Annotated in this window: 18 protein-coding genes; 2 read left to right on the top strand and 16 right to left on the bottom strand. The window is 69.6% G+C overall.

Features of this window, described 5'->3' with window-relative positions:
* Positions 1–43 precede the first annotated feature (43 nt).
* The 10 genes from ptsP to U5771_RS06855 form a co-directional block, all read right to left on the bottom strand.
* Positions 44–2,626, bottom strand: a complete 2,583-nt coding sequence (ptsP, locus tag U5771_RS06900; protein WP_322023281.1) for a phosphoenolpyruvate--protein phosphotransferase — start codon at positions 2,624–2,626, stop codon at positions 44–46.
* Between the two features lie 15 nt (positions 2,627–2,641).
* On the bottom strand, positions 2,642–3,649 hold the full coding sequence (locus U5771_RS06895; protein WP_322023323.1) for an SIS domain-containing protein: 1,008 nt from the start codon (positions 3,647–3,649) through the stop codon (positions 2,642–2,644).
* Complete coding sequence (nagA, locus tag U5771_RS06890) at positions 3,642–4,745, bottom strand: N-acetylglucosamine-6-phosphate deacetylase (protein ID WP_322023280.1); 1,104 nt, start codon at positions 4,743–4,745, stop codon at positions 3,642–3,644. Before nagA ends, U5771_RS06895 begins: the two co-directional genes overlap by 8 nt.
* A 102-nt stretch (positions 4,746–4,847) precedes the next feature.
* Positions 4,848–5,582, bottom strand: a complete 735-nt coding sequence (locus tag U5771_RS06885; RefSeq protein ID WP_322023279.1) for a GntR family transcriptional regulator — start codon at positions 5,580–5,582, stop codon at positions 4,848–4,850.
* 320 nt (positions 5,583–5,902) lie between these two features.
* On the bottom strand, positions 5,903–9,118 hold the full coding sequence (locus U5771_RS06880; protein WP_322023278.1) for an error-prone DNA polymerase: 3,216 nt from the start codon (positions 9,116–9,118) through the stop codon (positions 5,903–5,905).
* A 6-nt stretch (positions 9,119–9,124) separates the two neighbouring features.
* The gene (locus tag U5771_RS06875) at positions 9,125–10,621 is read right to left on the bottom strand and encodes a DNA polymerase Y family protein (protein ID WP_322023277.1); all 1,497 of its coding nucleotides are present in this window, start codon (positions 10,619–10,621) and stop codon (positions 9,125–9,127) included.
* Positions 10,554–11,261 carry a translesion DNA synthesis-associated protein ImuA gene (imuA, locus tag U5771_RS06870; RefSeq protein ID WP_322023276.1) on the bottom strand — a complete coding sequence of 236 codons (708 nt, stop codon included), beginning with the start codon at positions 11,259–11,261 and terminating at the stop codon, positions 10,554–10,556. The genes U5771_RS06875 and imuA overlap by 68 nt, the downstream gene beginning before the upstream one ends.
* Positions 11,262–11,551: 290 nt before the next feature.
* A complete protein-coding gene (locus tag U5771_RS06865) occupies positions 11,552–12,346 on the bottom strand; it encodes an ABC transporter ATP-binding protein (RefSeq protein ID WP_322023275.1) in 795 nt (264 codons plus the stop codon).
* Between the two features lies 1 nt (position 12,347).
* Positions 12,348–13,244, bottom strand: coding sequence for an ABC transporter permease (locus tag U5771_RS06860; protein WP_322023274.1), 897 nt, complete (start codon positions 13,242–13,244; stop codon positions 12,348–12,350).
* A gap of 139 nt (positions 13,245–13,383) precedes the next feature.
* Entirely contained in the window at positions 13,384–14,349 is a 966-nt protein-coding gene (locus tag U5771_RS06855) for an ABC transporter substrate-binding protein (RefSeq protein WP_322023273.1), read from the bottom strand.
* A gap of 347 nt (positions 14,350–14,696) precedes the next feature.
* Here U5771_RS06855 and U5771_RS06850 point away from each other — a divergent pair, with 347 nt between their 5' ends.
* Positions 14,697–15,005: a VF_A0006 family four-cysteine protein gene (locus U5771_RS06850; protein ID WP_322023272.1), complete on the top strand. Its 309-nt coding sequence runs from the start codon at positions 14,697–14,699 to the stop codon at positions 15,003–15,005.
* A gap of 102 nt (positions 15,006–15,107) precedes the next feature.
* Here U5771_RS06850 and U5771_RS06845 read toward each other — a convergent pair whose 3' ends face one another.
* Positions 15,108–15,923, bottom strand: a complete 816-nt coding sequence (locus tag U5771_RS06845) for a MetQ/NlpA family ABC transporter substrate-binding protein (protein WP_322023271.1) — start codon at positions 15,921–15,923, stop codon at positions 15,108–15,110.
* A 176-nt stretch (positions 15,924–16,099) separates the two neighbouring features.
* Positions 16,100–17,668: a methyl-accepting chemotaxis protein gene (locus U5771_RS06840; protein WP_322023270.1), complete on the bottom strand. Its 1,569-nt coding sequence runs from the start codon at positions 17,666–17,668 to the stop codon at positions 16,100–16,102.
* A 209-nt stretch (positions 17,669–17,877) separates the two neighbouring features.
* Between U5771_RS06840 and U5771_RS06835 the strand changes: the two genes are divergently transcribed.
* On the top strand, positions 17,878–18,168 hold the full coding sequence (locus U5771_RS06835) for a YciI family protein (RefSeq protein ID WP_044848209.1): 291 nt from the start codon (positions 17,878–17,880) through the stop codon (positions 18,166–18,168).
* A 152-nt stretch (positions 18,169–18,320) separates the two neighbouring features.
* Here the strand turns inward: U5771_RS06835 and U5771_RS06830 are convergent, their stop codons facing one another.
* Genes U5771_RS06830 through U5771_RS06815 form a run of 4 tightly spaced genes read right to left on the bottom strand, consistent with a single transcriptional unit; the run spans position 18,321 to position 21,632 of the window.
* The gene (locus U5771_RS06830) at positions 18,321–18,938 is read right to left on the bottom strand and encodes an SCO family protein (protein ID WP_322023269.1); all 618 of its coding nucleotides are present in this window, start codon (positions 18,936–18,938) and stop codon (positions 18,321–18,323) included.
* Between the two features lie 18 nt (positions 18,939–18,956).
* Positions 18,957–19,859 (bottom strand): heme o synthase, encoded by a 903-nt coding sequence (cyoE, locus tag U5771_RS06825; RefSeq protein ID WP_322023268.1) that lies wholly within the window; start codon positions 19,857–19,859, stop codon positions 18,957–18,959.
* A gap of 8 nt (positions 19,860–19,867) precedes the next feature.
* Positions 19,868–20,980, bottom strand: coding sequence for a COX15/CtaA family protein (locus U5771_RS06820; RefSeq protein WP_322023267.1), 1,113 nt, complete (start codon positions 20,978–20,980; stop codon positions 19,868–19,870).
* Positions 20,981–21,005: 25 nt separating this feature from the next.
* The gene (locus U5771_RS06815; RefSeq protein WP_322023266.1) at positions 21,006–21,632 is read right to left on the bottom strand and encodes a cytochrome C oxidase subunit I; all 627 of its coding nucleotides are present in this window, start codon (positions 21,630–21,632) and stop codon (positions 21,006–21,008) included.
* Between the last annotated feature and the right edge of the window lie 17 nt (positions 21,633–21,649).

Raw genomic sequence — 21,649 nt, 5'->3', positions numbered from 1 at the left:
ATTGCTTTCGTAGTGAAACGGGTCGCGTGCCCGCCGTCGACGTTCAGTCGAGCGGCCAGACCTCGCGGCTTGCTGCCCTTACCGCCTGTGCCGAGTCGAGTGCGAGCAGATCCTGCGCACGCTGGCGACACAGCTGGTAATCGAGACGGCGCACGCGCGCCTTGATGCCCGGCACCGACACCGGGTCGACCGACAGTTCGGTCACGCCGAGGCCGACGAGGATCGGCACCGCGAGCGGATCGCCGCCCAGCGCGCCGCACACGCCGATCCACTTGCCATGCTTCGCCGCGCCGCGCACCGCGATGTCGATCAGGCGCAGCACGGCCGGATGCAGGCCGTCGGACTGCGCGGCCAGATCGGCCTGGCAGCGGTCCATCGCGAGCGTGTACTGCGTCAGGTCGTTGGTGCCGATCGACAGGAAATCCGCGTGCTGCGCGAGCTGATCGGCGAGCAGCGCCGCCGACGGCACCTCGATCATCACGCCGACCTCGATCGGCTCGGTGCGGCCCTGCGCACGCGCGAATTCGTCGATGCGCTTGCGCAGCCGCACGAGCTCGCCTGCATCCGTCACCATCGGCAGCAGGATGCGCACCGCGCCGAACGGCTTCACCGCGAGCAGGCCCTCCAGCTGATCGTCGAGCAGGTCGGGGCGCACCTGCGCGAGGCGGATGCCGCGCAGGCCGAGCGCCGGGTTCGGTTCGGGCGGCAGCGTCAGGTAGTCGACTTCCTTGTCGGCGCCGACGTCGAGCGTGCGGATGATCGCGGTGCGGCCCTGCAGCGCGTCGACGATTGACTGGTAGCTCTGCTGGTGCTCGACGACGCTCGGCGCGGCCTGGCGATGGATGAACATCAGCTCGGTGCGCAACAGGCCGACCGCGTCCGCGCCGTTGTCGACCGCGGTGTTCGCGTCGTCGAGCGTCGCGATGTTCGCGGCGACCTCGATCGCGCGGCCGTCGACCGTCGCGGCGGCTTCGCGCGCCTGCTGCCGGTTCGCTTCGCGCACACCGTCCAGACGCTGGCGTTCGTGGCGCGCGCGCTCGACCTCGAGCGCGGTCGGCGCGTGTTCGAGACGACCCGCGCTCGCGTCGACGACGACCTGCGTGCCGTCCGGAATCGCGTACAGCGCGTCGCCGACCGCGACGAGCGCCGGAATGCCGAACTGGCGCGCGATGATCGCCGCATGCGACGTCGCGCCGCCGCGCGCCATCACGAGCGCGGTCACGCGCTGGCGATCGAGCGACGACAGGTCCGACGGCGTGAATTCCTCGGCGGCGAGCACGGCCTCGTCGGGCAGCGTGCGCGTCGCGCCGCTCGTGTGGCCGAGCGCGCGCAGCACGCGCTTCTCGATGTCGCGCAGGTCGGCCGCGCGCTCGGCGAGCAGCGCGTCGTCGAGTTTCGACAGCGTGTCGATCTGCGTGCGGATCGTCGCGCGCCAAGCGAAGCCCGCGCTCTTGCCGAGGCTGATCTGGTCGCGCGCCGCGTCGACCAGCGTCGGGTCTTCGAGCAGCACGCGATGCACCGCGAAGATCCCCGCCTCGCCGACCGCGCCGCGCGCCGATGCGTTGCGCACCGTTTCGTCGAGTTCGGCGTCGACCGCCTTCAGCGCCTGGTCGAGCCGGCGGCTTTCCGACGCGGGCGTGCCGGTCGCCTGTTCGGGCGGCACGATGTCCGTATCGTCAAGCCGCACCAGCGTGCCGACCGCGATGCCGGGCGCCGCGCACACGCCCGCGAGCGTGTTCGGATCGAGGCTTGCGGCGGTGTTGTGCACGATCGCCTGCGGTGCAGGCGAGCGCAGCCGCGCCGGCTGCTCCTCGACTTCGCCGTGCGCTTCGCGCAGCAGCTCATGCTCGACCGCTTCGACGGCTTGCTGCGCGTGCGCGCCGCGGCCGATCAGTTCGATCGTCGCGCCTTCGCCGGCGCCGAGGCCGAGCAGGCCCACGACGCTCGCGATCGACGCCTTGCGGCCGTCGAACTGCACGTCGACCGTCGCGTCGAAGCCGCGCACGGACTCACGCGCCCGCGCGGCCGGGCGTGCGTGCAGGCCGCCCGGTTGCGTCAGCACGATCTCGCGGCGCACCTCGTGCATCGCCGCGGCGCCGGCCTGCGCCGCCTGCGCGGCGGCTTCGCCCTTGCCGTGCAGCGTCAGCAGCGGCGTCTCGCCGGCGGTCGCGAAACCGCTCGCGCGCTCGACCACGTCGAACGCGTCGGAGTTCGCGATCGCGATCACCGACACCAGCGAATGCGCGCTGCGCGCGACCGCGTCCTGGTCGAACTCGATCAGCAGGTCGCCCGCCTCGACACGCGCGCCGGCTTCGACGTGCGCGGTGAAGCCCTGCCCGTTCAGCTCGACGGTATCGATGCCGATGTGCAGCAGCACTTCCGCGCCTTGCGGCGTCGTGATCGTCACCGCATGACCGGTGCGCGCGAGATGCGACACGATGCCGGCGCACGGCGCGACGAGCTGGCCCGCGAGTGGGTCGATGCCGATGCCGTCGCCGAACATCCCGCCGGAGAACACCGGATCGGGCACATCGGCCAGCGCGACGATCGGCCCGGTCAAGGGACTGAGCAGGACGATCTGATCATGGGTGGAACTCTTCAACTGGGACTCCTCGGCGCGTCTCATCGGCGGTCTCGGCTATCAGTGCGTTTCGGTGACTTTGTTCAGGTGGCGCGGCGTGTCGGGATTGCGGCCGCGCGCGACGGCGAGATCCGCCGCCATCACGTAGAACGAAAGAATGGCGGCGATCGGGTCGAGCGCCGAATGGGCGGACTGCGCGAGCGGCAAGGTCGCGCCGGGCGTGCCGGCGGGCGCCGCGAGCAGCACGGCGGCGCCGCGTGCGCGCATGTCCTGCGCGAGCTGCAGCAGCCCGGCCTGCTCGGGTCCCGGCGGCGCGAACACGAGCAGCGGATAGTCGCGGTCGATCAGCTCCATCGGGCCGTGACGGACTTCGGCGCTCGAGAATGCCTCGGCCTGGATGCCGGAGGTTTCCTTCAGTTTCAGCGCGGCTTCCTGCGCGATCGCAAGACCGAGGCCGCGGCCGATCACGATCATCCGCTCGACGCCCGCGAGCGCGGCGACCGCCGGCGACCAGTCGAGCCGGCCGGCCTGCGCGAGCGCGTCGGGCAGGCCGCGCAATGCCGTCATCAGCGCGGCGTCGCGCTGCCAGTACGCGACGATCTGGGCGGACAGCGACAGCATCGCGATATAGCTCTTGGTCGCGGCGACCGACAGTTCGGGGCCGGCCAGGAGCGGCAGCTGGTGCTCGCACGCGTCGGCGAGCGGCGACGGCAGCACGTTGACGGCGGCGACGGTGCGCGCGCCGGCTTCGCGCAGCGCGGCCATCGTGTTGACGAGGTCGGGGCTCTTGCCCGACTGGGAGAATGCGAGCGCGAGCTGGTCCTGCACCTTCAGCGGCGCCTGCTGCAGCGTCGCGACCGACATCGGCAGCGACGCGACGGGCACGCCGAGGCGGCTCATCGTCAGGCTCGCGAAATAGCTGGCGGCGTGATCCGAGCTGCCGCGCGCGACCGTCAGCGCGACGGCCGGCGGGTGATCGAGCAGTTGGCCGGCGAGCGCTTCGACGCGCGTGGTGTCGGCGAGTTGCGCGGCGACGACCTGGGCGGACTCGCGCGCTTCCTTAAGCATATTCGACAATCGATTCTCCTTCGACGTAGGTCGCGGTGAGGTTCAGGTCGCGATCGAACACGACGAGGTCGGCCCATGCGCCGCGCTCGAGGCGGCCGCGATCGGTGACGCCGAGGTAGTCGGCCGCATAGCGCGACATCCGGTTCGACACGTCGGCGATCGGCAGGCCGAGCGACACGAGGTTGCGCAGCGCCTGGTCCATCGTCAGCGTCGAGCCGGCGAGCGTGCCGTCGGCGAGCCGCACGCCGCCGAGGCACTTGGTCACGTGCTGGCTGCCGAGCCGGTATTCGCCGTCGGGCATGCCGGTGGCGGACGTGCTGTCGGTCACGACGTACAGGCGCGGGATCGCGCGCAGCGCCGCACGAATCGCGCCCGGGTGCACGTGCAGCAGGTCGGGGATGATTTCCGCGTACTCGGCATGAGCCAGCGCCGCGCCCACCAGGCCCGGGTTGCGGTGATGCAGCGGCGACATCGCGTTGAACAGGTGCGTGAAGCCGCATGCGCCGTGCTTGAGCGCGGAGACGGCGTCGTCGTAGGTCGCGAGCGAGTGGCCGAGCTGCACGCGCACGCCGCGCGCGGCCATCTCGCCGATGATCTCGATGTGGCCGGCGATTTCCGGCGCGAGCGTGACGACGCGGATCGGCGCGATCGACAGGTACTTCAGCACTTCGTCGAGCACGGCCGACACGGCCGCGTCCGGCTGCGCGCCGAGCTTGCCGGGGTTGATGTACGGCCCTTCGAGATGCACGCCGAGCACGCGCGCGCCACCGGGCGTGCGGGTGCGGGCGACGGTGCCGAGGTTCGCGACGACCTGCATCAGTTCGTCGCGCGGCGCGGTCATCGTCGTCGCGAGCAGGCTCGTCGTGCCGAACTGCGCGTGCGTGCGCGCGATCGTCTCGATCGCGTCGCCGCCTTCCATCACGTCGGCGCCGCCGCCGCCGTGCACGTGCAGGTCGATGAAGCCGGGCAGGATGTACGGCGCGTCGTTCTTCGCGGGATCGGCGGGCGTGCCGTCGAGCGTGGTGATGCGGCCGTTCTCGCTGTCGAGCGAGCCGTGAATCCAGCCGTCGGGGGTAAGGATGTTTCCAGTCAGCATGACGTTTCTCTTGATGATCTGGTGACGCGGACATCCGCGTCGCGATTTGCAAATCCGTTGCGTTGCGTTCCGTTGCGCGTGGCGCGCGGGCAGTCTCGCGCGTCAGCGTTTCAGTTCGGCGACGAAGTCGTAATAGTCGTCGCGGCAATACGTTTCGGTCACTTCGATCGCGCGCTGGTCGGCGCCGTAGCCGATGCGCGTGATCACGAGCAGGGCCGAGCCCGGCTTCACCGCCATCCACTTCGCGATCTCGTGCGTCGCGTTCGCCGCGCGAAAGTGCTGCAGCGCGCGCACGACGGTCATCCCGCGTGCGTCGAGGTATTCGTACAGCGACGCGCCGAGCGCCTGCGGATCCGGCACCACCGCGGCCGGCAGCGTCGAATGCTCGACGGCCATCACGATGCCGTCCGCGCGGCGCAGCCGTTCGAGCCGCGCGACCGTCGCGCCCGGCGCGAGACCGAGACGCGTGATCTCGTCGCGGCGCGCGGCGCGCAGCTTGCGCGACAGCCACACCGAATCGGGCACGAACCCGCGCTGCTGCATCTTCGCGGTGAAGCCGACGAGACGCGACAGCGGATCGGCCACCCGCGGCGTGATGAAGCTGCCCGCCCCGCGCGCCCGCTTGATCAGCCCCTGCTCGACCAGCAGCGCGAGCGCACGGCGGGCCGTGATCCGCGACACGCCGACCGACCCCGACAGCAGCCGCTCCGACGGCAGCGCCTCCCCGGCCCGCCACGCGCCGGCGTGAATCGCGCACGCCAGGTTGCGGGCGAGCTGCAGATACAGCGGCGTGTCGTCGAGGGGATCGGGCGCCAGTTCGGACCAGCCGGTTTCCATGTGCCTCCGGGTGTCGGACGACGATCTCGGACCGTCGAAAGTGAACGCATTATATAACCACCATAATACCAGTCAACGAACTGGTATTAGCGGTGCAAAAATCGCCGGAAGCCTTGCCCGTCAAGTGTTTTAGTCACGGGAAAGCCTTTGTTTACAACGCGATGCGGGATAGGGATTTACCCGGATTGGTCTGCAAGGGGACAGTTCCGGTGCCGGATTTGCCGGGTTTGGAGCGCCGAAAACGATACCGGGATAGAACCAGTTCGATCGACTGGTATGCATCCGGCGGCAGCGCGCGGGCGGCGTGCCGGCGCGCCGCGTCAGTGGAACTCGCGGCTCGACGTGCGCAGGCCGCCGAGCAGCGGCGTCAGATCCTCGAAATGCTGCGCGACGAGATGCCTCACGTCGCTGACGACCTGCCACACGCCCGACGCCGCGAGCAGCCGCGAATCGAGCGTTTCGCGGCGCTGCCGCGCGAGCAGTTCGGGCCGCACGATCACGTTCACGCAGCCCGTCTCGTCCTCGAGCGTCATGAACATCACGCCCTTCGCGGTGCCCGGCATCTGCCGCGCGATCACGAGCCCGCACGCGCGCGCGAGCCGGCCGTCGGGACGGTCGCGCAACTCGGCCGCGGACGACAGCCGCTGCGCGCGCAACGCGGGCCGCAGCAGCGCGACCGGGTGGCGGTTCAGCGTGAGGCCGGTGGTGTGATAGTCGGCGAGGATGTCGTCGGCTTCCGACGGCGCGCCGAGCACGGGCTGCTCCGTTTCGTCGATCGGCGCGGCGGCGAGCAGATCGCGTTCGGGGGCCGCGGCGACGGCCTGCCACAGTGCATCGCGGCGATGGCCGGCGAGCGTCGCAAGCGCGTTCGCGGCGGCGAGCGCTTCGAGATCGCGCCGTTCGAGCTGCGCGCGGCGCGCGAGCGCGTCGACGTTCTCGAACGGGCCGGCCGCGCGCGCGGCCTCGATGCGCCGCGCGGCAGCCTCGCCGAGCCCGCGCACGAGCGACAGACCGAGCCGCACCGCGGGCTGGCCGTGCGGCGGCGGCTGGCCGGGCAGCGCTTCGAGCGACGCTTCCCAGCCGCTGCGCGCGACGTCGGCCGGCAAGACCTTCACGCCGTGGCGTTTCGCGTCCTGCACGAGCTGCGCGGGTGCGTAGAACCCCATCGGCTGGCTGTTCAGCAGCGACGCGACGAAGATCGCGGGTTCGTGGCATTTGAGCCAGCTGCTCGCATAGGCGAGTTTCGCGAAGCTGGCCGCGTGGCTCTCGGGAAAGCCGTATTCGCCGAAGCCCTTGATCTGCTCGAAGATCTGTTCGGCGAATTCGCGCGTGTAGTTGCGCTCGAGCATCCCGTCGACGATCTTGTCGTGATACTTCTCGAGATTGCCCTTGCGCTTCCACGCGGCCATCGCGCGGCGCAGCTCGTCGGCCTCGCCGGGCGTGAAGCCCGCCGCGACGATCGCGATCTGCATCACCTGCTCCTGGAAGATCGGCACGCCGAGCGTGCGAACGAGCACTGCCTTGAGCGCCTCGCTCGGATACGTGACTTCGCCCTCCTCTTCGCCGGCCACGATCCTGCGCCGCTTCAGGTACGGATGCACGGCGCCGCCCTGAATCGGCCCGGGCCGCACGATCGAGACCTGGACGACGAGATCGTAGTAGTCGCGCGGCCTCAGGCGCGGCAGCATCGACATCTGCGCGCGCGATTCGATCTGGAACACGCCGACCGTATCGGCGCGGCAGATCATGTCGTAGGTGGCTTCGTCATCCTGCGGAATGTGCTTCAGCGTGAACGGCTGGCCGTCCTCGCGCGGCCCGCGCCACGCGGTGCGCAGGTCGAACGCGCGATGCAGCGCCGACAGCATGCCGAGCGCGAGCACGTCGACCTTCATCAGCTTGAGCGATTCGAGATCGTCCTTGTCCCACTGGATCACGCGCCGCCCGTCCATCGCCGCGTTCTCGACCGGCACGAGCCGCGTGAGCTTGCCGCGGCTGATCACGAAGCCGCCCGAGTGCTGCGACAGGTGACGCGGGAAGTTGAGCAAGCGTCCCGCCAGTTCGGCCCACGCGCGAATCAGCGGCGTGTCGGGATCGAGCCCGGTCGTCGCGAATTGCTGCAGCAGGTCGCGGCTGCCGTCGAACCAGCGATGCCCCTTCGCGACGCGATCGACCAGCATCGGATCGACGCCGAGCGCCTTGCCGGTTTCGCGCAACACGCCGCGCGGGCGATACGTCGAGACGGCCGCCGCAAGCGCGGCGCGATCCTTGCCGTATTTTTCGTAGATATGCTGGATGACCTCTTCCCGGCGCTGGTGCTCGAAGTCGACGTCGATGTCCGGCGGTTCGCCGCGCTCCTCGCTGATGAAGCGCTCGAACAGCATCGTGCTCTGTTCGGGGTTCACCTCGGTGATGCCGAGGCAATAGCAGACGACCGAGTTCGCGGCCGAGCCGCGGCCCTGGCACAGGATGTTCCGGCTGCGCGCGTATTTGACGATGTCGTAGACGGTCAGGAAGAACGGTTCGTAGCTCAGCCTCGCGATCAGGTCGAGTTCATGCCTGATCTGCTTCTCGACCTTTTCCGGAAGCCCGTGCGGATAACGCCCGGCCGCCCCGGCGAAGGTTTCCTGTTCCAGATAGCTCGTCGGCGTCAGCCCCGTCGGCACGATCTCGTCGGGATACTCGTAGCGCAGCGAGCTCAGTTCGAAATGGCACGCGTCGAGAATCGCGCACGTCTCCGCGATCTCGTCCGACGCGTACAACTGCCCGATACGCTGCCGCGAACGCAGGTGCTGCTCCGCATTCGGCGCCAGCGCATACCCGCACTCGGCGACCGGCATGCCGACCCGGATCGCCGTCATCACGTCCTGCAATGGCTTGCACGAGCGCCGGTGCATCGTCACGTCGCCGAGCGCGACGATGCGCACGCCGCGCCGCTCGCCGGCCGCACGAATCTCCTCGCGCTGCGCGCCATCGAGCGCGCGCTGCAGCTGCACGAGCCCGAGCCGCGCGCGCTCGCCGAAGGTCGCGCGAAACCATGCGACCTGCGCATCGAGTACGTCGGCGCGCACCGGATACGCGGGCACGAGCATCGCGAAGCAGTCGGGCATGCCGCGCAGGTGCGCGAACTCCGCGGGCGGTGCCGACAGCATCCGCGACGTCAACGTGTAGGTGCCCTTCGGCGCGGCCATCCGCCGCCACGAAATCAGCTCGGAAAGATTGCCGTAACCCTCGCGGTTCTGCGCGAGCAGCACGAGCCCGAACGCGCCGGGGCCCGGATCGTGGCCCGGTGCGACGTCATCCGGCGTGACGTCGAAATACGAACCGATGACGAGCGGCAGCCCTTGCGCCTGCGCCGCGACATGCATGCGCGGCGCGCCGGCCAGCGAGCATTCGTCGGTGATCGCGATCCCGCGATAGCCGAGTTCGGCGGCCCGCTCGACCAGCTCGTCCGCATGCGACGCGCCATGCAGGAACGAAAAGTTCGAACGGCAGAACAACTCCGCGTAATCGGGCAGCCAGCTGAATTCCGCAACCATCTCCGCTCACCCGAACAAGCCGTGCAGGAACCAGCGCGGCTCGACCTGGCTTCCCGAGCGCTCCAGGAACACCCAGTAGCACGCGCCGACCTCGTCCTGGGCGACGTAGTAATCGCGCGCGGCCAGTTGCCCGTCGAACCACCCGGCTTCGATCCGCTCGGCCGACGACATCATCCGGAGCGGCGTATGGAACACCGGCCGGTTCTCGCGCATCAGGAGCGGCTGCGGCTCGGCCAGCAGCCACGTGGGACGCGGCGGCACGGCAGGCAGCCCGCCGGCCGGCTTGCCCGCTTGCGCCTCGAGCGGCAGCCAGCGGTTCGCGGCCTCCGGACGATGATCGGCGACGGGTGCCGCGCGCAGCACGTTCTCCGCGCCGAGCCGCGCGACCAGCAGTTCGAACAGCCGCGCGCGCGACTCGCGCGTGCCGCCCGGCTCGGGAAAGAGATCGTCGGCCGGCGGCGCGACCGATTCGACGCGCGTGGCCTTCAGCCGCACCGCGATCACCGCGGCCGGCAACTCGACGCGCGCGAGCCGCTCGCCGAGCAGCCGCATGAAGTGCGTCTCGTCGCGCACGGGCGCGGCGAACGCGAGCTCGAGCGGCGTCGGCGGCACGGCCTGGCGGCCGCGCTCGTGCTCGAGATCGAACGTCATCGCGGCCAGCGACAGCTGCCGCGCGGCCAGCCACCCGCAGAGCTGCACGACGAGCCGCCGCGCGGCGAACAGCACGGCTTCCGCGTATTCGACGCGCTCCGGCAATTCGAGCCGCACGTCGAACACGGGCGGCACCGCCATCCACGCGAGCGGCTCGACCGCCTCGCCGTACGCGCGATCGAGCGCGGCGAGCAGCGCCGGACCGCAGCGGCGCTGCAGCCCCGCGCGCGGCAGGCCGCGCAGATCGGCGAGCGTGCGGCAGCCGAGGCCGTCGAGCCAGCCCGCATACGGGCGCGCGTCGGGCAGCAGCACGCACGGCAGCCGATCGAGCGTCCTGACGAGCGAAGCCGGCCCGGCCACGCGGCGCCGGATGCGTGCACGCGCCGCCGTGCGCGCGAGCAGCCACGCGCCGCGCCCGGTCGGCGCGGCGGACAGGCGCGCCGCATAGCCGAGCGCCGCGAGCGTCGCGCGCACCTGGCGGCACAGCGACGGCAGGCCGCCGAACAGGCGCAGGCTCGGGCCGACGTCGACGATCAGCGTCGCTTCGTCGTCGAGCGCGACGCACGGCGAGAAGCGCAGCAACGCGAGCGCGACCGCGCGCAGCGCATCGGCCTCGCGGGCGGGATCGCGTTCGACGAGCCGGGTGTCGGGCGCGAGCGTCAGCACGCCGCCGCGCTTCATGCCCGCGCGCACGCCCTGCCGCCGCGCGGGCGCGTCGGCAATCAGCACGACACCCTGCTCGAGCACCGCGCAGCCTGCGTCGTCTGTGTCGTCCGCCGCGCCGTCAGACGGCGGCGGGGCGCACACGTCGAGCGGCAGGCGCGGCAGATGGATGCCGAGCAAGACGCGCATAGCGGCTCTCCACGATGGGCGACGGCAGATCGAGCGCCAGCGGCTCGCTGCGCGCGGGCCCGCGTCGCTTGACGATGTCGAGCGACACGCCGCCCGGCACCGGATGCAGTGCGACGCGCAGCACGGCCGGCGACGGCTGCCGCGCGGCCGACAGCGGGCGCAGCATCACGAACAGCGTGTCGCCGGTGCGCGCGGCCGCGAGATGCAGGCGCCGCAACGCATCGGGCCGCGCGTCCTGCCAGAGCAGCAGCGCACCGCAGCAGCCCGTCCTGAGCGCCTGCTCGGCGGCCCACAACGCGTCGGTGCGGCTGCCGGCACGCAGCCACAGCAGCGCGTCGGACGGCACGCCGAGACCGGCCAGCGCGGTCGCATGCGGCGACTGCGGCGGCGCGACGAGCGCGAGCGGACGCCGCGCGCTGACGGTGCGCGCGAGCGCGGGCGCGAGCAGCCGCATCTCGCCGCAGCCCGGCTGTGCGGCCAGCAATTCGACGAGCCCGCCGACCGGCCAGCCGCCGCCCGGCAGCTCGGCCGACAGCGGCGCAAACCCGGTGTCGATCGTGCGCAAACCGCCGCGCGCGAGCTGCGAGCCGCGCCAGAGCGATGGATGAAGGGATTCGGGAGAAATGGAGGATGCGAGCATGACGCCACCCACAACTGTATGGATATACAGTATATGGCAATGCGCTCGCGTCGCACAGTATTGGTACGAAACCGGCTTTTCGTCAGAGGAAAAACGCGGGAAAAGCCGGCACATCCATCATGTTACGGCGCGCCGCCCCGGGCGTGGCCGGCGCGCGCCGGCCGAACGGCCACCCGCCGCAACCATCCGGCCCCGAGGCCACGCCGGCGAACCGGATCGCGCGGCCAAACCCGCAAGCAAACCGGCACGATGCCACGCCCCGCACACCGCGCCGGTCCGCCCGCCGCGCGTCAGCCGAGCAGCAACGCGTCGTCGTCGAGCTGCTCGTGCCGCACCTTCTCGAACATCTGCAGCAGGTCCGGCACGTCGAGCCCGCGGCGCGCGTCGCCCGACACGTCGAGCACGACCTGCCCCTGGTGCAGCATCACCGTGCGGTCGCCGTAGTCGAGCGCCTGCCGCATGCTGTGCGTGACCATCATCGTCGTCAGCTTGCTCTCGGTGACGATGCGCGCGGTCAGCTCCAGCACGAACGCGGCCGTCTTCGGGTCGAGCGCGGCCGTGTGCTCGTCGAGCAGCAGGATCCGCGACGGCCGCAGCGACGCCATCAGCAGGCTCACCGCCTGCCGCTGGCCGCCCGACAGCAGTCCGATCCGGTCGGTCAGCCGGTTTTCCAGCCCGAGGTTCAGCAGACGCAGCTTGTCGCGGAACAGCTCGCGCGACGGCCGGTCGAGTGCCGCGCGAAAGCCGCGCCGCGCGCCGCGCGCCATCGCGAGCGCCATGTTCTCCTCGATCGTCAGCGCCTCGCAGGTGCCGGCCATCGGATCCTGGAACACGCGCGCGACGAGGTGCGCGCGATCCCACGCGGGCTGCCGCGTGACGTCCGTGCCGTCGATCGCGATGCGTCCCGAATCGACACGCTGGTCGCCGCTGACCGCATTGAGGAAGGTCGACTTGCCGGCGCCGTTCGAGCCGATCACCGCGACGAACTGGCCGTCGGGAATCTCGAGCGACAGCCCGCGCAGCGCGCGCGTCTCGATCGGCGTGCCGGGGTTGAACGTGAGTTTCAGGTCTTGTGCGGACAGCATGTCATGCCCCTCCGTTCTTGCGCGCGAACAGCTTCTTGCGCGTCGCCGGCAGCACCAGCGCGATCGTGACGAGCGCGGCCGTCACGAGGTTCAGGTCCTGCGCCTTCAGGCCGATGAATTCGCTGTTCAGCGCAAGCGCGATGAAGAAGCGGTAGACGATCGCGCCGAGCACGACGGCGAGCGTCGTCAGCACGAGCCGGCGCGCGGGCAGCAGCGTCTCGCCGATGATCACCGCGGCCAGCCCGATCACGATCGTGCCGATCCCCATCGAGATGTCGGCGCCGCCCTGGGTCTGCGCGAACAGCGCACCGGCGAGCGCGACGAGCGCGTTCGACAGCGCCATCCCGGCGAGCGTCGCGCGGCCCGTCGCGATGCCCTGCGCGCGCGCCATCCGCGGGTTCGCGCCGGTCGCGCGCATCGCGAGGCCGAGCTGCGACGAGAAGAACCAGTCGAGACCGAGCTTCGCGACCACCACGACGATCGCGAGCAGCGCCGGGCGCAGCACGTAGTCGGGCATCCAGTCGGGCTGCAGCACGGTGAAGATCGTCGGCTCGGTGATGAGCGGCACGTTCGGCCGGCCCATGATCCGCAGGTTGACCGAGTAGAGCGCGATCATCATCAGGATACTGGCGAGCAGGTCCATGATCTTCAGGCGTACGTTGAGCCAGCCGGTGATGAAACCGGCCAGCGCGCCCGCGACGATCGCGATCACGGTCGACGTGAACGGGTCATGGCCGGCGGAGATCAGCGTCGCGGCGACGGCGCCACCGAGCGGAAAGCTGCCGTCGACGGTCAGATCGGGAAAGTTGAGGATGCGGAACGAAATCAGCACCCCGAGGGCGACGAGACTGAAGATCAGGCCGATCTCCAGCGCGCCCAGAAACGAGAACAGAGACATGATGGGAAAATCCTGTTGCTTCCCGGCCGGACGTGTACGGACGGGCGAAGCGGACGCGCGGCCCCGGGTGGGAGCCGCCCGTCCGGCGGTTTCGTGCAGGCCCGGATCGGGCCTGCCGGCGCGGCGGTGACCGGCGCGGTTACTTGATGACCGTCTTCGCTTCCTTCACGAGATCCGGCGACAGCGCCGTGCCCTGCTTCGCGGCCGCGCCCGTGTTCACGAACAGTTCGAGGTTGCTGCTCGTCTCCGACGCGATCGCGCCCGGCTTCTCGCCCTTCAGGATGCGCGCGACGACCTTGCCGGTCTGCCGGCCGAGGTCGCCGTAGTTGATGCCGAGCGCCGCGATGCCGCCACGCTTCACGCTGTCGGTGTCGCCGGCGACGAGCGGGATCTTCGCTTCGTTCGCGACCTTCACGAGCGCTTCGTACGCGGACACGACGTTGTTGTCGGTGTTCGTGTAGATCACGTCGACCTTGCCGATCAGGCTCTTCGCGGCCGGGCCGATGTCGACGGTGCGCGGCGCGGCCGCTTCCTTCAGCGTCATCCCCTGCTTCGCGAGGATCTCCTTGAGTTCCTTCACGACCACGACCGAGTTCGCCTCGCCCGGGTTGTAGACCATGCCGACCGTCTTCGCCTTCGGCACCACGCGCTTGATCAGCGCGACCTGGCGGTCGAGCGGCAGCTTGTCGGAGACGCCCGTCACGTTGGTGCCCGACGCGCCCCAGCCCTTCACGAGCTGCGCCGCGACCGGATCGGTCACGCCCGAATACACGACCGGCACGCTCTTGGTCGACGCGACGACCGCCTGCGCGGCCGGCGTCGCGATCGCGACGATCACGTCGGGCTGGTCGCCGACGAACTTGCGCGCGATCTGCGCGGCCGTGCCGGTGTTGCCCTGCGCGCTCTGGTATTCCCACTTGAGCTTGTCGTCGCCGTAGCCTTCCGCCTTCAGTTCGGCGCGCACGCCGTCGCGGATCGCGTCGAGTGCCGGGTGGTCGACGATCGACAGCACCTTGACCGTCTGTGCGTGCGCGGCGCCAGCCAGCGCGAATGCGGCGACGCCGGCCGTGATCGAACGGATCGCGAAAATCTTGAAACGCTTCATGGGTGAGTCTCCCCCGTTTTTGTGTCGGTTCTGGATGATGGATTCCCGCCGCCGTCATGCAGGTGCCGATGCGCGCGCAACCGGGTGGCAGTGCGGGCGGCAGCGGCCCCGCGCGGGCCCCGGGAAGGCGCGCGGCGGCGAACGCACGAGGATACCATTTCCGCAGACCACCGCCTGACTCCACGCTTTCACGCGACCGGCCCGCAAGCCCTGCCGCCGCGCCGCCGCGAAGCGCGTGCGAAGCCCGGCCGGCGGCGCTCCGCGCCGGTCCCGGCGCAACGCGTCAGCCGCCCTTGCCGCTTTACGTTATGCTGTCCGCCGACCCAATCCACACCATCGGAGGGCGCATGAAACGGGGAATCCGTGCGATCGCATGCGCGGCCGTCGCGCTGGCGCTGCCGGGCGCGGCATTCGCGCTGACCGACGGCTACGCGCAATACGACGACTGCATGCTCAATGCACTGCGCGAGAGCCGCAACGGCGCGGCCGCGCAACTGATCCAGCGATCGTGCGATGCGCTGTACCGCAACAACGCGATGCTGCTGCCGCGCGAGCGGCGCTTTCACGAGTGCGTCGTGCAGTCGCTGCCGGGCGTGCGCGACAACTACGCGATCCAGCAGATCATGGCGATCTGCTCACGGCGCGGCGAGATGTGAGCCGGCGCTGAACGCCGGTCAGTCGGTTGCCGGCCGCGCCAATGAAAAAGGGCCTGCGCATGCAGGCCCTTTCGTTTCAGCGGTCCGACCGGTGTGCGGCGTTCAGAACGACGCGACCATCGAGCCCTTGAACTGCTTCTTGATGAATTCCCGCACTTCCGGCGACTGGTACGCCTTGACCAGCTTCTTCACCCACGGCTGATCCTTGTCCTTCGCGCGCACGGCGATCAGGTTCGCATACGGGCTCGTCAGCGACTCGAGCGCGATCGCGTCCTTGGTCGGCTGCAGGTTCGCCGCGAGCGCGTAGTTCGTGTTGATCACGGCAGCGTCGACGTCCGACAGCACGCGCGGCAGCTGCGCGGCGTCGAGTTCGGAAATCTTCAGCTTCTTCGGGTTCTCGGCGATGTCGAGCACCGTCGCGTTGTTGCCGCCCGTGCCGGCGCCGGCCTTCAGCTTGATCACGCCTTGCGTCTGCAGCAGCAGCAGCGCGCGGTTCTCGTTCGACGGATCGTTCGGCACCGCGAGCTTCGCGCCTTGCGGCAGGTCCTTCAGCGCCTTGAACTTCTTCGAGTACACGCCGATCGGCGAGATGTAGGTCAGGCCCGCGCTGACGATCTTGTAGCCGCGCTGCTTCACCTGGCTGTCGAGGTAGGGCTGGTGCTGGAAGCTGTTCGCGTCGAGGTCGCCCGAGTCGAGCGCCGCGTTCGGCTGCACGTAGTCGTTGAACTCGATGACCTTCACGTTCAGGCCTTCCTTCTCCTTCGCGACCTTCTGCACGACCTGCCACACTTCCGAATCCGGGCCGGCCACCGTGCCGACCTTGATGACCTTGTCCTCGGCGTGCGCGCCCGCCGACAGCGTCAGCGCGGCACCGGTGGCCAGCACGGAAAATACCTTCAGGAGACTGCGACGCTTCATCTGTTTCTCGCTTTCTTGCTAACTGAAAATGGGGGCGCGATACGGGTATCCCCGGACTCGCAGGAAGGGGCAAATGGTGTCACAGGATCGGCCGGAAGTGAAATACATCCCGCTCATATGGGTATGCACCGCAGCGGTGCTGGCGGGGGATGCGCAATCCGGCCGTTAGTTGCGTTTCAATGAGCGCGGCCACCGGTATCGGCGACCCGGAATGCACCGATCGCGTCGCGCAGCCGCCCGGCCTGCTCCTGCAGCGACGCGGCGGCCGCGGCGGCCTCCTCGACGAGCGCCGCGTTCTGCTGCGTGACCTGGTCCATCTGCGTGACCGCGCGCCCGACCTGCGTGATGCCGCTCGCCTGCTCCTCGGACGCGGCCGCGATCTCGCCCATGATGTCGGTCACGCGCGCGACCGCCTGCAGGATCTCGCCCATCGTCGTGCCGGCCTGGCCGACCAGTGTCGAGCCGTTGCGCACGCGCTCGACCGAATCGACGATCAGCTCGCGGATCTCCTTCGCGGCCGTCGCGCTGCGCTGCGCGAGCGAACGCACCTCGCCCGCGACCACCGCGAAGCCGCGCCCCTGCTCGCCGGCGCGCGCCGCCTCGACCGCCGCGTTCAACGCGAGGATGTTGGTCTGGAACGCGATGCCCTCGATCACGCCGATGATGTCGGCGATCTTGCGCGAGCTGTCGTCGATCTCGCCCATCGTGCCGATCACGCGACTGACGACGTCGTTGCCCGCCCGCGCGATCTCCGATGCGTTGTTCGCGAGCCCGCTCGCCTGCCGCGCGTTGTCGGCGTTCTGCTTCACCGTCGCGGTCAGCTGCTCCATGCTGGCGGCCGTTTCCTCGAGCGACGCGGCCTGCTCCTCGGTGCGCTGCGACAGGTCGTCGTTGCCGGACGCGATCTCGCGGCTCGCCGACGCGATCGACTCGGCCGACTGGCGGATCCCGCCGATCGTCGCCTGCAGGCGCGCCTGCATGTCCCGCATCGCCGCCATCATGCTGGTGCCGTCGCCCGCGCGCACCGGCACCGGCCGCGTGAGGTCGCCCTGTGCGATGCGGGTCGCCAGCGCGGCCGCTTCGTCCGGCTCGCCGCCGAGGCTGCCGCGCACGTTGCGGATGATCACGAGCATCGCCGCGCTGATCACGAAGCCGATCACGAACACGACCGCGAGGTGGCCGAACAGCGTGCGGTAGTAGACGGTATCGATGTCCTTCAGGAACACGCCGCTCGAGATGTTCCAGTCCCACGGCGCGAAGCGCGTGACGTAGCTGATCTTCGGCACCGCGGTCTCGCTGTGCGGCAGCCGCCCGCGATACTCGGCGAAGCCGCTGCCGGTCGCCTTCGCGGCGTTGAGGATCGTGACGAACAGCGGCTTGCCGTCCGGATCGAGATAGTCGCCGACCTGCGTGCCGACCAGCTTCGGCAGCGTCGGGTGCATCAGCACGACGGGCTTCGAATCCATCACGAACACATAGCCCGACTCGCCGTAGCGCATCGCGGCCAGGCTCGCGAGCGCGTCGCGCTGCGCGTCGGCCTCGGGCAGCGTGCCGCTCTGCGCGAGCGCGTGGTAGGCCTTCACGATGCCGGCCGCCGAGTCGACCAGGTTGGCGATGCCTGCCTTGCGTTCGGCGAGCATCGTCGCGCGCGTCTCGTATGCGCTCCATGCGCCGACGCCGAGTAATCCGATCCATACCAGCGCAAGCGCGAGCCACAGCTTGCGGTTCAAACTCATTCTGCTCATCTGCGTGCCTCGTTGTCGAAGTCGATTCCCGCGCTGCGCGCGAACGGCCGGTCGCGCGCAAACGGTTGCCCCCGTATTTACGGCAGCGACACTTACAACTTGAATACACGCATTCGCCGCACCAAGGCCGGCACGACACGGAACGGCCGCTGTGCTACAAAGGCCGGCTGACCGGCGCGCCACGCGCCGGCGACATTCCAGGGCCAACCATGTACGTCATCGACATCCACTACAACGCGTCGCTCGAGCGCATCGACGATGCGCTCGAACGCCACCGTGCGTATCTGCAACCGCTGTTCGAGCGCGGCATCTTCATCGCGGCCGGGCCGAAGGTGCCGCGCGAAGGCGGCGTGATTCTCGCGGCCCGCATCGACCGCGACGAACTGGACGCGATCCTCGAGACCGATCCGTTCGTGACCGAAGGGCTCGCGACGTATCGGGTGACGGAATTCCGGATCACGCGCGCCGCGCAGGGCTTCAACGTACCGGCGCTGCCGTAACGCGCGCGAGCGCGCGAATGTGCGCACGCACGCGGCCGCCGCGAGGCGGCGCATGCGGATCGAGGGGAAGCAGGAGGAATGCGTGACGGCGCGGCGCGGCCGTCACGCGTGTTGCCGGGCGAGCGCCCGGGCGAACATGCGGCGCGCGCCGCTCAGCCGACCAGCAGTTTCAGGTCGTGGACCCACGGGCCGGGGCCCTGGCCGTCGCGCACGAACAGGCGCAGCTTGCCGTCGCGATCGAACACGTAGCTCGCCGCGGTGTGATCCATCGTGTAGCTGCCGGGCGTCTTGCCGGGCACCTTCGCGTAGTACACGCGGAAATCCTTCGTGATCTTCTTGAGCGCCGCTTCGTCGGCCGGCCGCAGGCCGATGAACGACGGATCGAACGCGGGCACGTACTGGCCGAGCAGCGCGGACGTGTCGCGCTCCGGATCGATGGTGACGAACAGCACCTGCACGCGCTTCGCGGCATCGGGCCCGAGCTGCTTCAGCGCCTCGGACAGTTCGGCCATCGTCGTCGGACAGACGTCCGGACAGTGCGTATAACCGAAGAACACGACGACCGCCCGGCCCTTGAAGTCGGCGAGCGTGCGCACCTTGCCGGCCGTATCGGGCAGCGAGAAATCGCTGCCGAACTGCGTGTTGCCGGTGATGTCGAGATTCTGGAATTTCGGCGCGTTGTCGCAGCCGGCGAGCAGCGTGGCTGCCGCGAATGCGCACGCGAGCATCCAGCCTTGGCGCGCGCGGCGCCCGAACCATGAGTGGAGCATTGCGTTCAAACCGTGCGGTTACACGCCGAGCAGCGGGCGTGCGTAGTGATCGACCAGCAGCGCAGCGAACAGCAGCGACAGGTAGACGATCGAGTAACGGAAAGCCTTGCGGGCGAGTTCGTCCGAATAGTCGCGGTAGATCTTCCACGCATACGCGAGGAACACCGCGCCGAGCAGCACCGCGCTCGTCAGGTAGACGGCGCCGCTCATTCCGGAGATGAACGGCATCAGCGTGACCGCGAACAGGATCACCGTGTACAGCAGGATGTGCAACCGCGTGTACTGCTCGCCGTGCGTGACCGGCAACATCGGCAGGCCCGCGTTTTCGTAGTCCTTGCGGCGATACAGCGCGAGCACCCAGAAATGCGGCGGCGTCCACACGAAGATGATCAGCACGAGGATCCACGCGTCGCCGGGCACCGCGCCGGTGACCGCGGCCCAGCCGAGCGCCGGCGGCATCGCGCCCGACGCGCCGCCGATCACGATGTTCTGCGGGGTCATCGGCTTGAGCAGCAGCGTGTAGATCACCGCGTAGCCGACGAACGTCGCGATCGTCAGCCACATCGTCAGCGGGTTCGTGAACGTATAGAGCGTCCATGCGCCGACGCTGCCGAGCACCGCCGAGAACAGCAGGATCTGCGGCGTCGTGATCTCGCCGCGCGCGGACGGACGCCACGCGGTACGGCGCATCATCGCGTCGATCTTCTGCTCGACGAGGCAGTTGATCGCGAACGCGGCGCCGGCCAGCAGCCAGATGCCGACCGTGCCGCCGATCAGCACATGCCACGGCACCATGCCCGGCGTCGCGAGAAACATGCCGATCACCGCGCAGAACACCGCGAGCTGCGTGACACGCGGCTTCGTCAGCGCCATGTACTGCGAGAACCGGCTACCGGGCGATTGGGAAAGGGTGCTTTGCATGGGGACGGTCACGCCGGGGCGGCGTCGCGCGCGGGCTGCACGACACGGCCTGGGCGGCTTGAAAGGATGCGAAAGTTTAACATGACGACGAGCAGCAGCAGGATCGCGGCGCCGCCGTTGTGCGCGACGGCCACCGGCAGCGGCCACTGCAGCACGATGTTGGTCAGGCCCGTCACGAACTGCAGCAGCACGACCAGCAGCACGCCGTTCGCGGGCCGCCGCAAGGACGCGAAGCGGCGCATCTTCAGCGCGAACGCGACCAGGTACGCGACCACGACGAACGCGAACGTGCGGTGGGTCCAGTGGATCGCGACCAGCGCGTCCTGCGTGATGGCGTCGCCGTCCTTCGTCATGCCGAGCGCGCGCCACAGATGGAAGCCCTGGCCGAAGTTCATCGGCGGAATCCACTGGCCGTTGCAGGTCGGGAAATCGGTACACGCGAGCACCGCGTAGTTGGTGCTCACCCAGCCGCCGAGCGCGATCTGCACGACCAGCAGCACCAGCGCCGCGAGCGCGGCCGCGCGGTAGCGGCCGGCCTCCGGGTCGTGCGACGGCAGCGGCGTCTGCCGCGCCGCGAGCCAGCCGAGCGTGCCGAGCAGCATGAGGCCGAGCAGCAGGTGGGTCGTGACGATCACCGGCTGCAGCTTCATCGTGACCGTCCACGCGCCGAACACGCCCTGCACGACGATCAGCAGCAGCAGGCTCGTCGGCCACCACGGCGACACGTTCAGCGGGCGGCGGCGCAGCCGCGCGGACCAGGCGATCACGACCTGCGCGATGATCAGCACGCCGATTGCCATCGCGAAATAGCGGTGAATCATCTCGATCCACGCCTTCGTCATGCTGACGGGGCCGGTCGGCATCGCCTGATGCGCGGCCGTGATCGCGGCGTGCGCGATGAACGGCGACGACGTGCCGTAGCAGCCGGGCCAGTCCGGGCAGCCGAGGCCCGAATCGGTCAGCCGCGTGAAGCCGCCGAACATCACCAGGTCGAGGGTCAGGAACGTGGTGATCCACACCAGCTTGCGGAACTTGTTGTCGTCGGCCTTCACCCACACGTACGACAGCGGCAGCAGCGCGATGCAGAGGCCGATCAGGCCGAGTTGCAGTAGATACGACATCGAATGTGTGCCTCGTTGTCTCGCCTTAGCCGATGCTCGACCACTTCAGCAGCTTCGTGACGTCCGACTTGATCTTGCTGGGGTTCGGGTCCTTCGGGAACCGCATCATCAGGTTGCCGTTCGGGTCGACCATGTAGATGTGGTCGCTGTCCTTCGTGCCGGCGTCGGCCGGCAGCCAGGCGGCCACCGCGGCCGGATCGGCGACGAGCCGGCGCGTGTCCGGATACGCGTCGAGCACCTTCTGCGGCATCGCGCCCGCATCGCCGCGCAGCCACACCATCGTGATCCGGTGCCGCTCGCCCGCCTGCGTGACGCGGATCTGGCGCATGAAATAGAGCTTTTGCGCGCATGCGTCGTCGCACGCGCTGCGGTCGGTCATCACGAACAGCCACACGCCGCGCAGCGACGACAGCGGCACCGTCTTGCCGGTTTCGTCGGTGACCTGCAGGTCGGCCGGGATCGGCCGCTGCGGCTCGATCAGCGTGCCGTAGTTGGTCGAGCCGCCCTTCGGCTTGATCACGTAATAGGTGAAGTACGACGCGATGATCGGCGCCGCGCACACGAGACCCAGCAGCACGAGCATCCAGCGGCCGCGCTTGCGGGCCGCGGGCGAGATCGGCGCTGCGGCCGGACCCTGACGGGAAGATTGCATGGACAAATCAGACCTCT

Source organism: Burkholderia sp. BCC1977, from assembly GCF_905339595.1.
Classification (GTDB): Bacteria; Pseudomonadota; Gammaproteobacteria; order Burkholderiales; family Burkholderiaceae; genus Burkholderia.
Note: the sequence above shows the minus strand (reverse complement) of the source record. Positions and strands in the feature narration are given on the sequence as shown.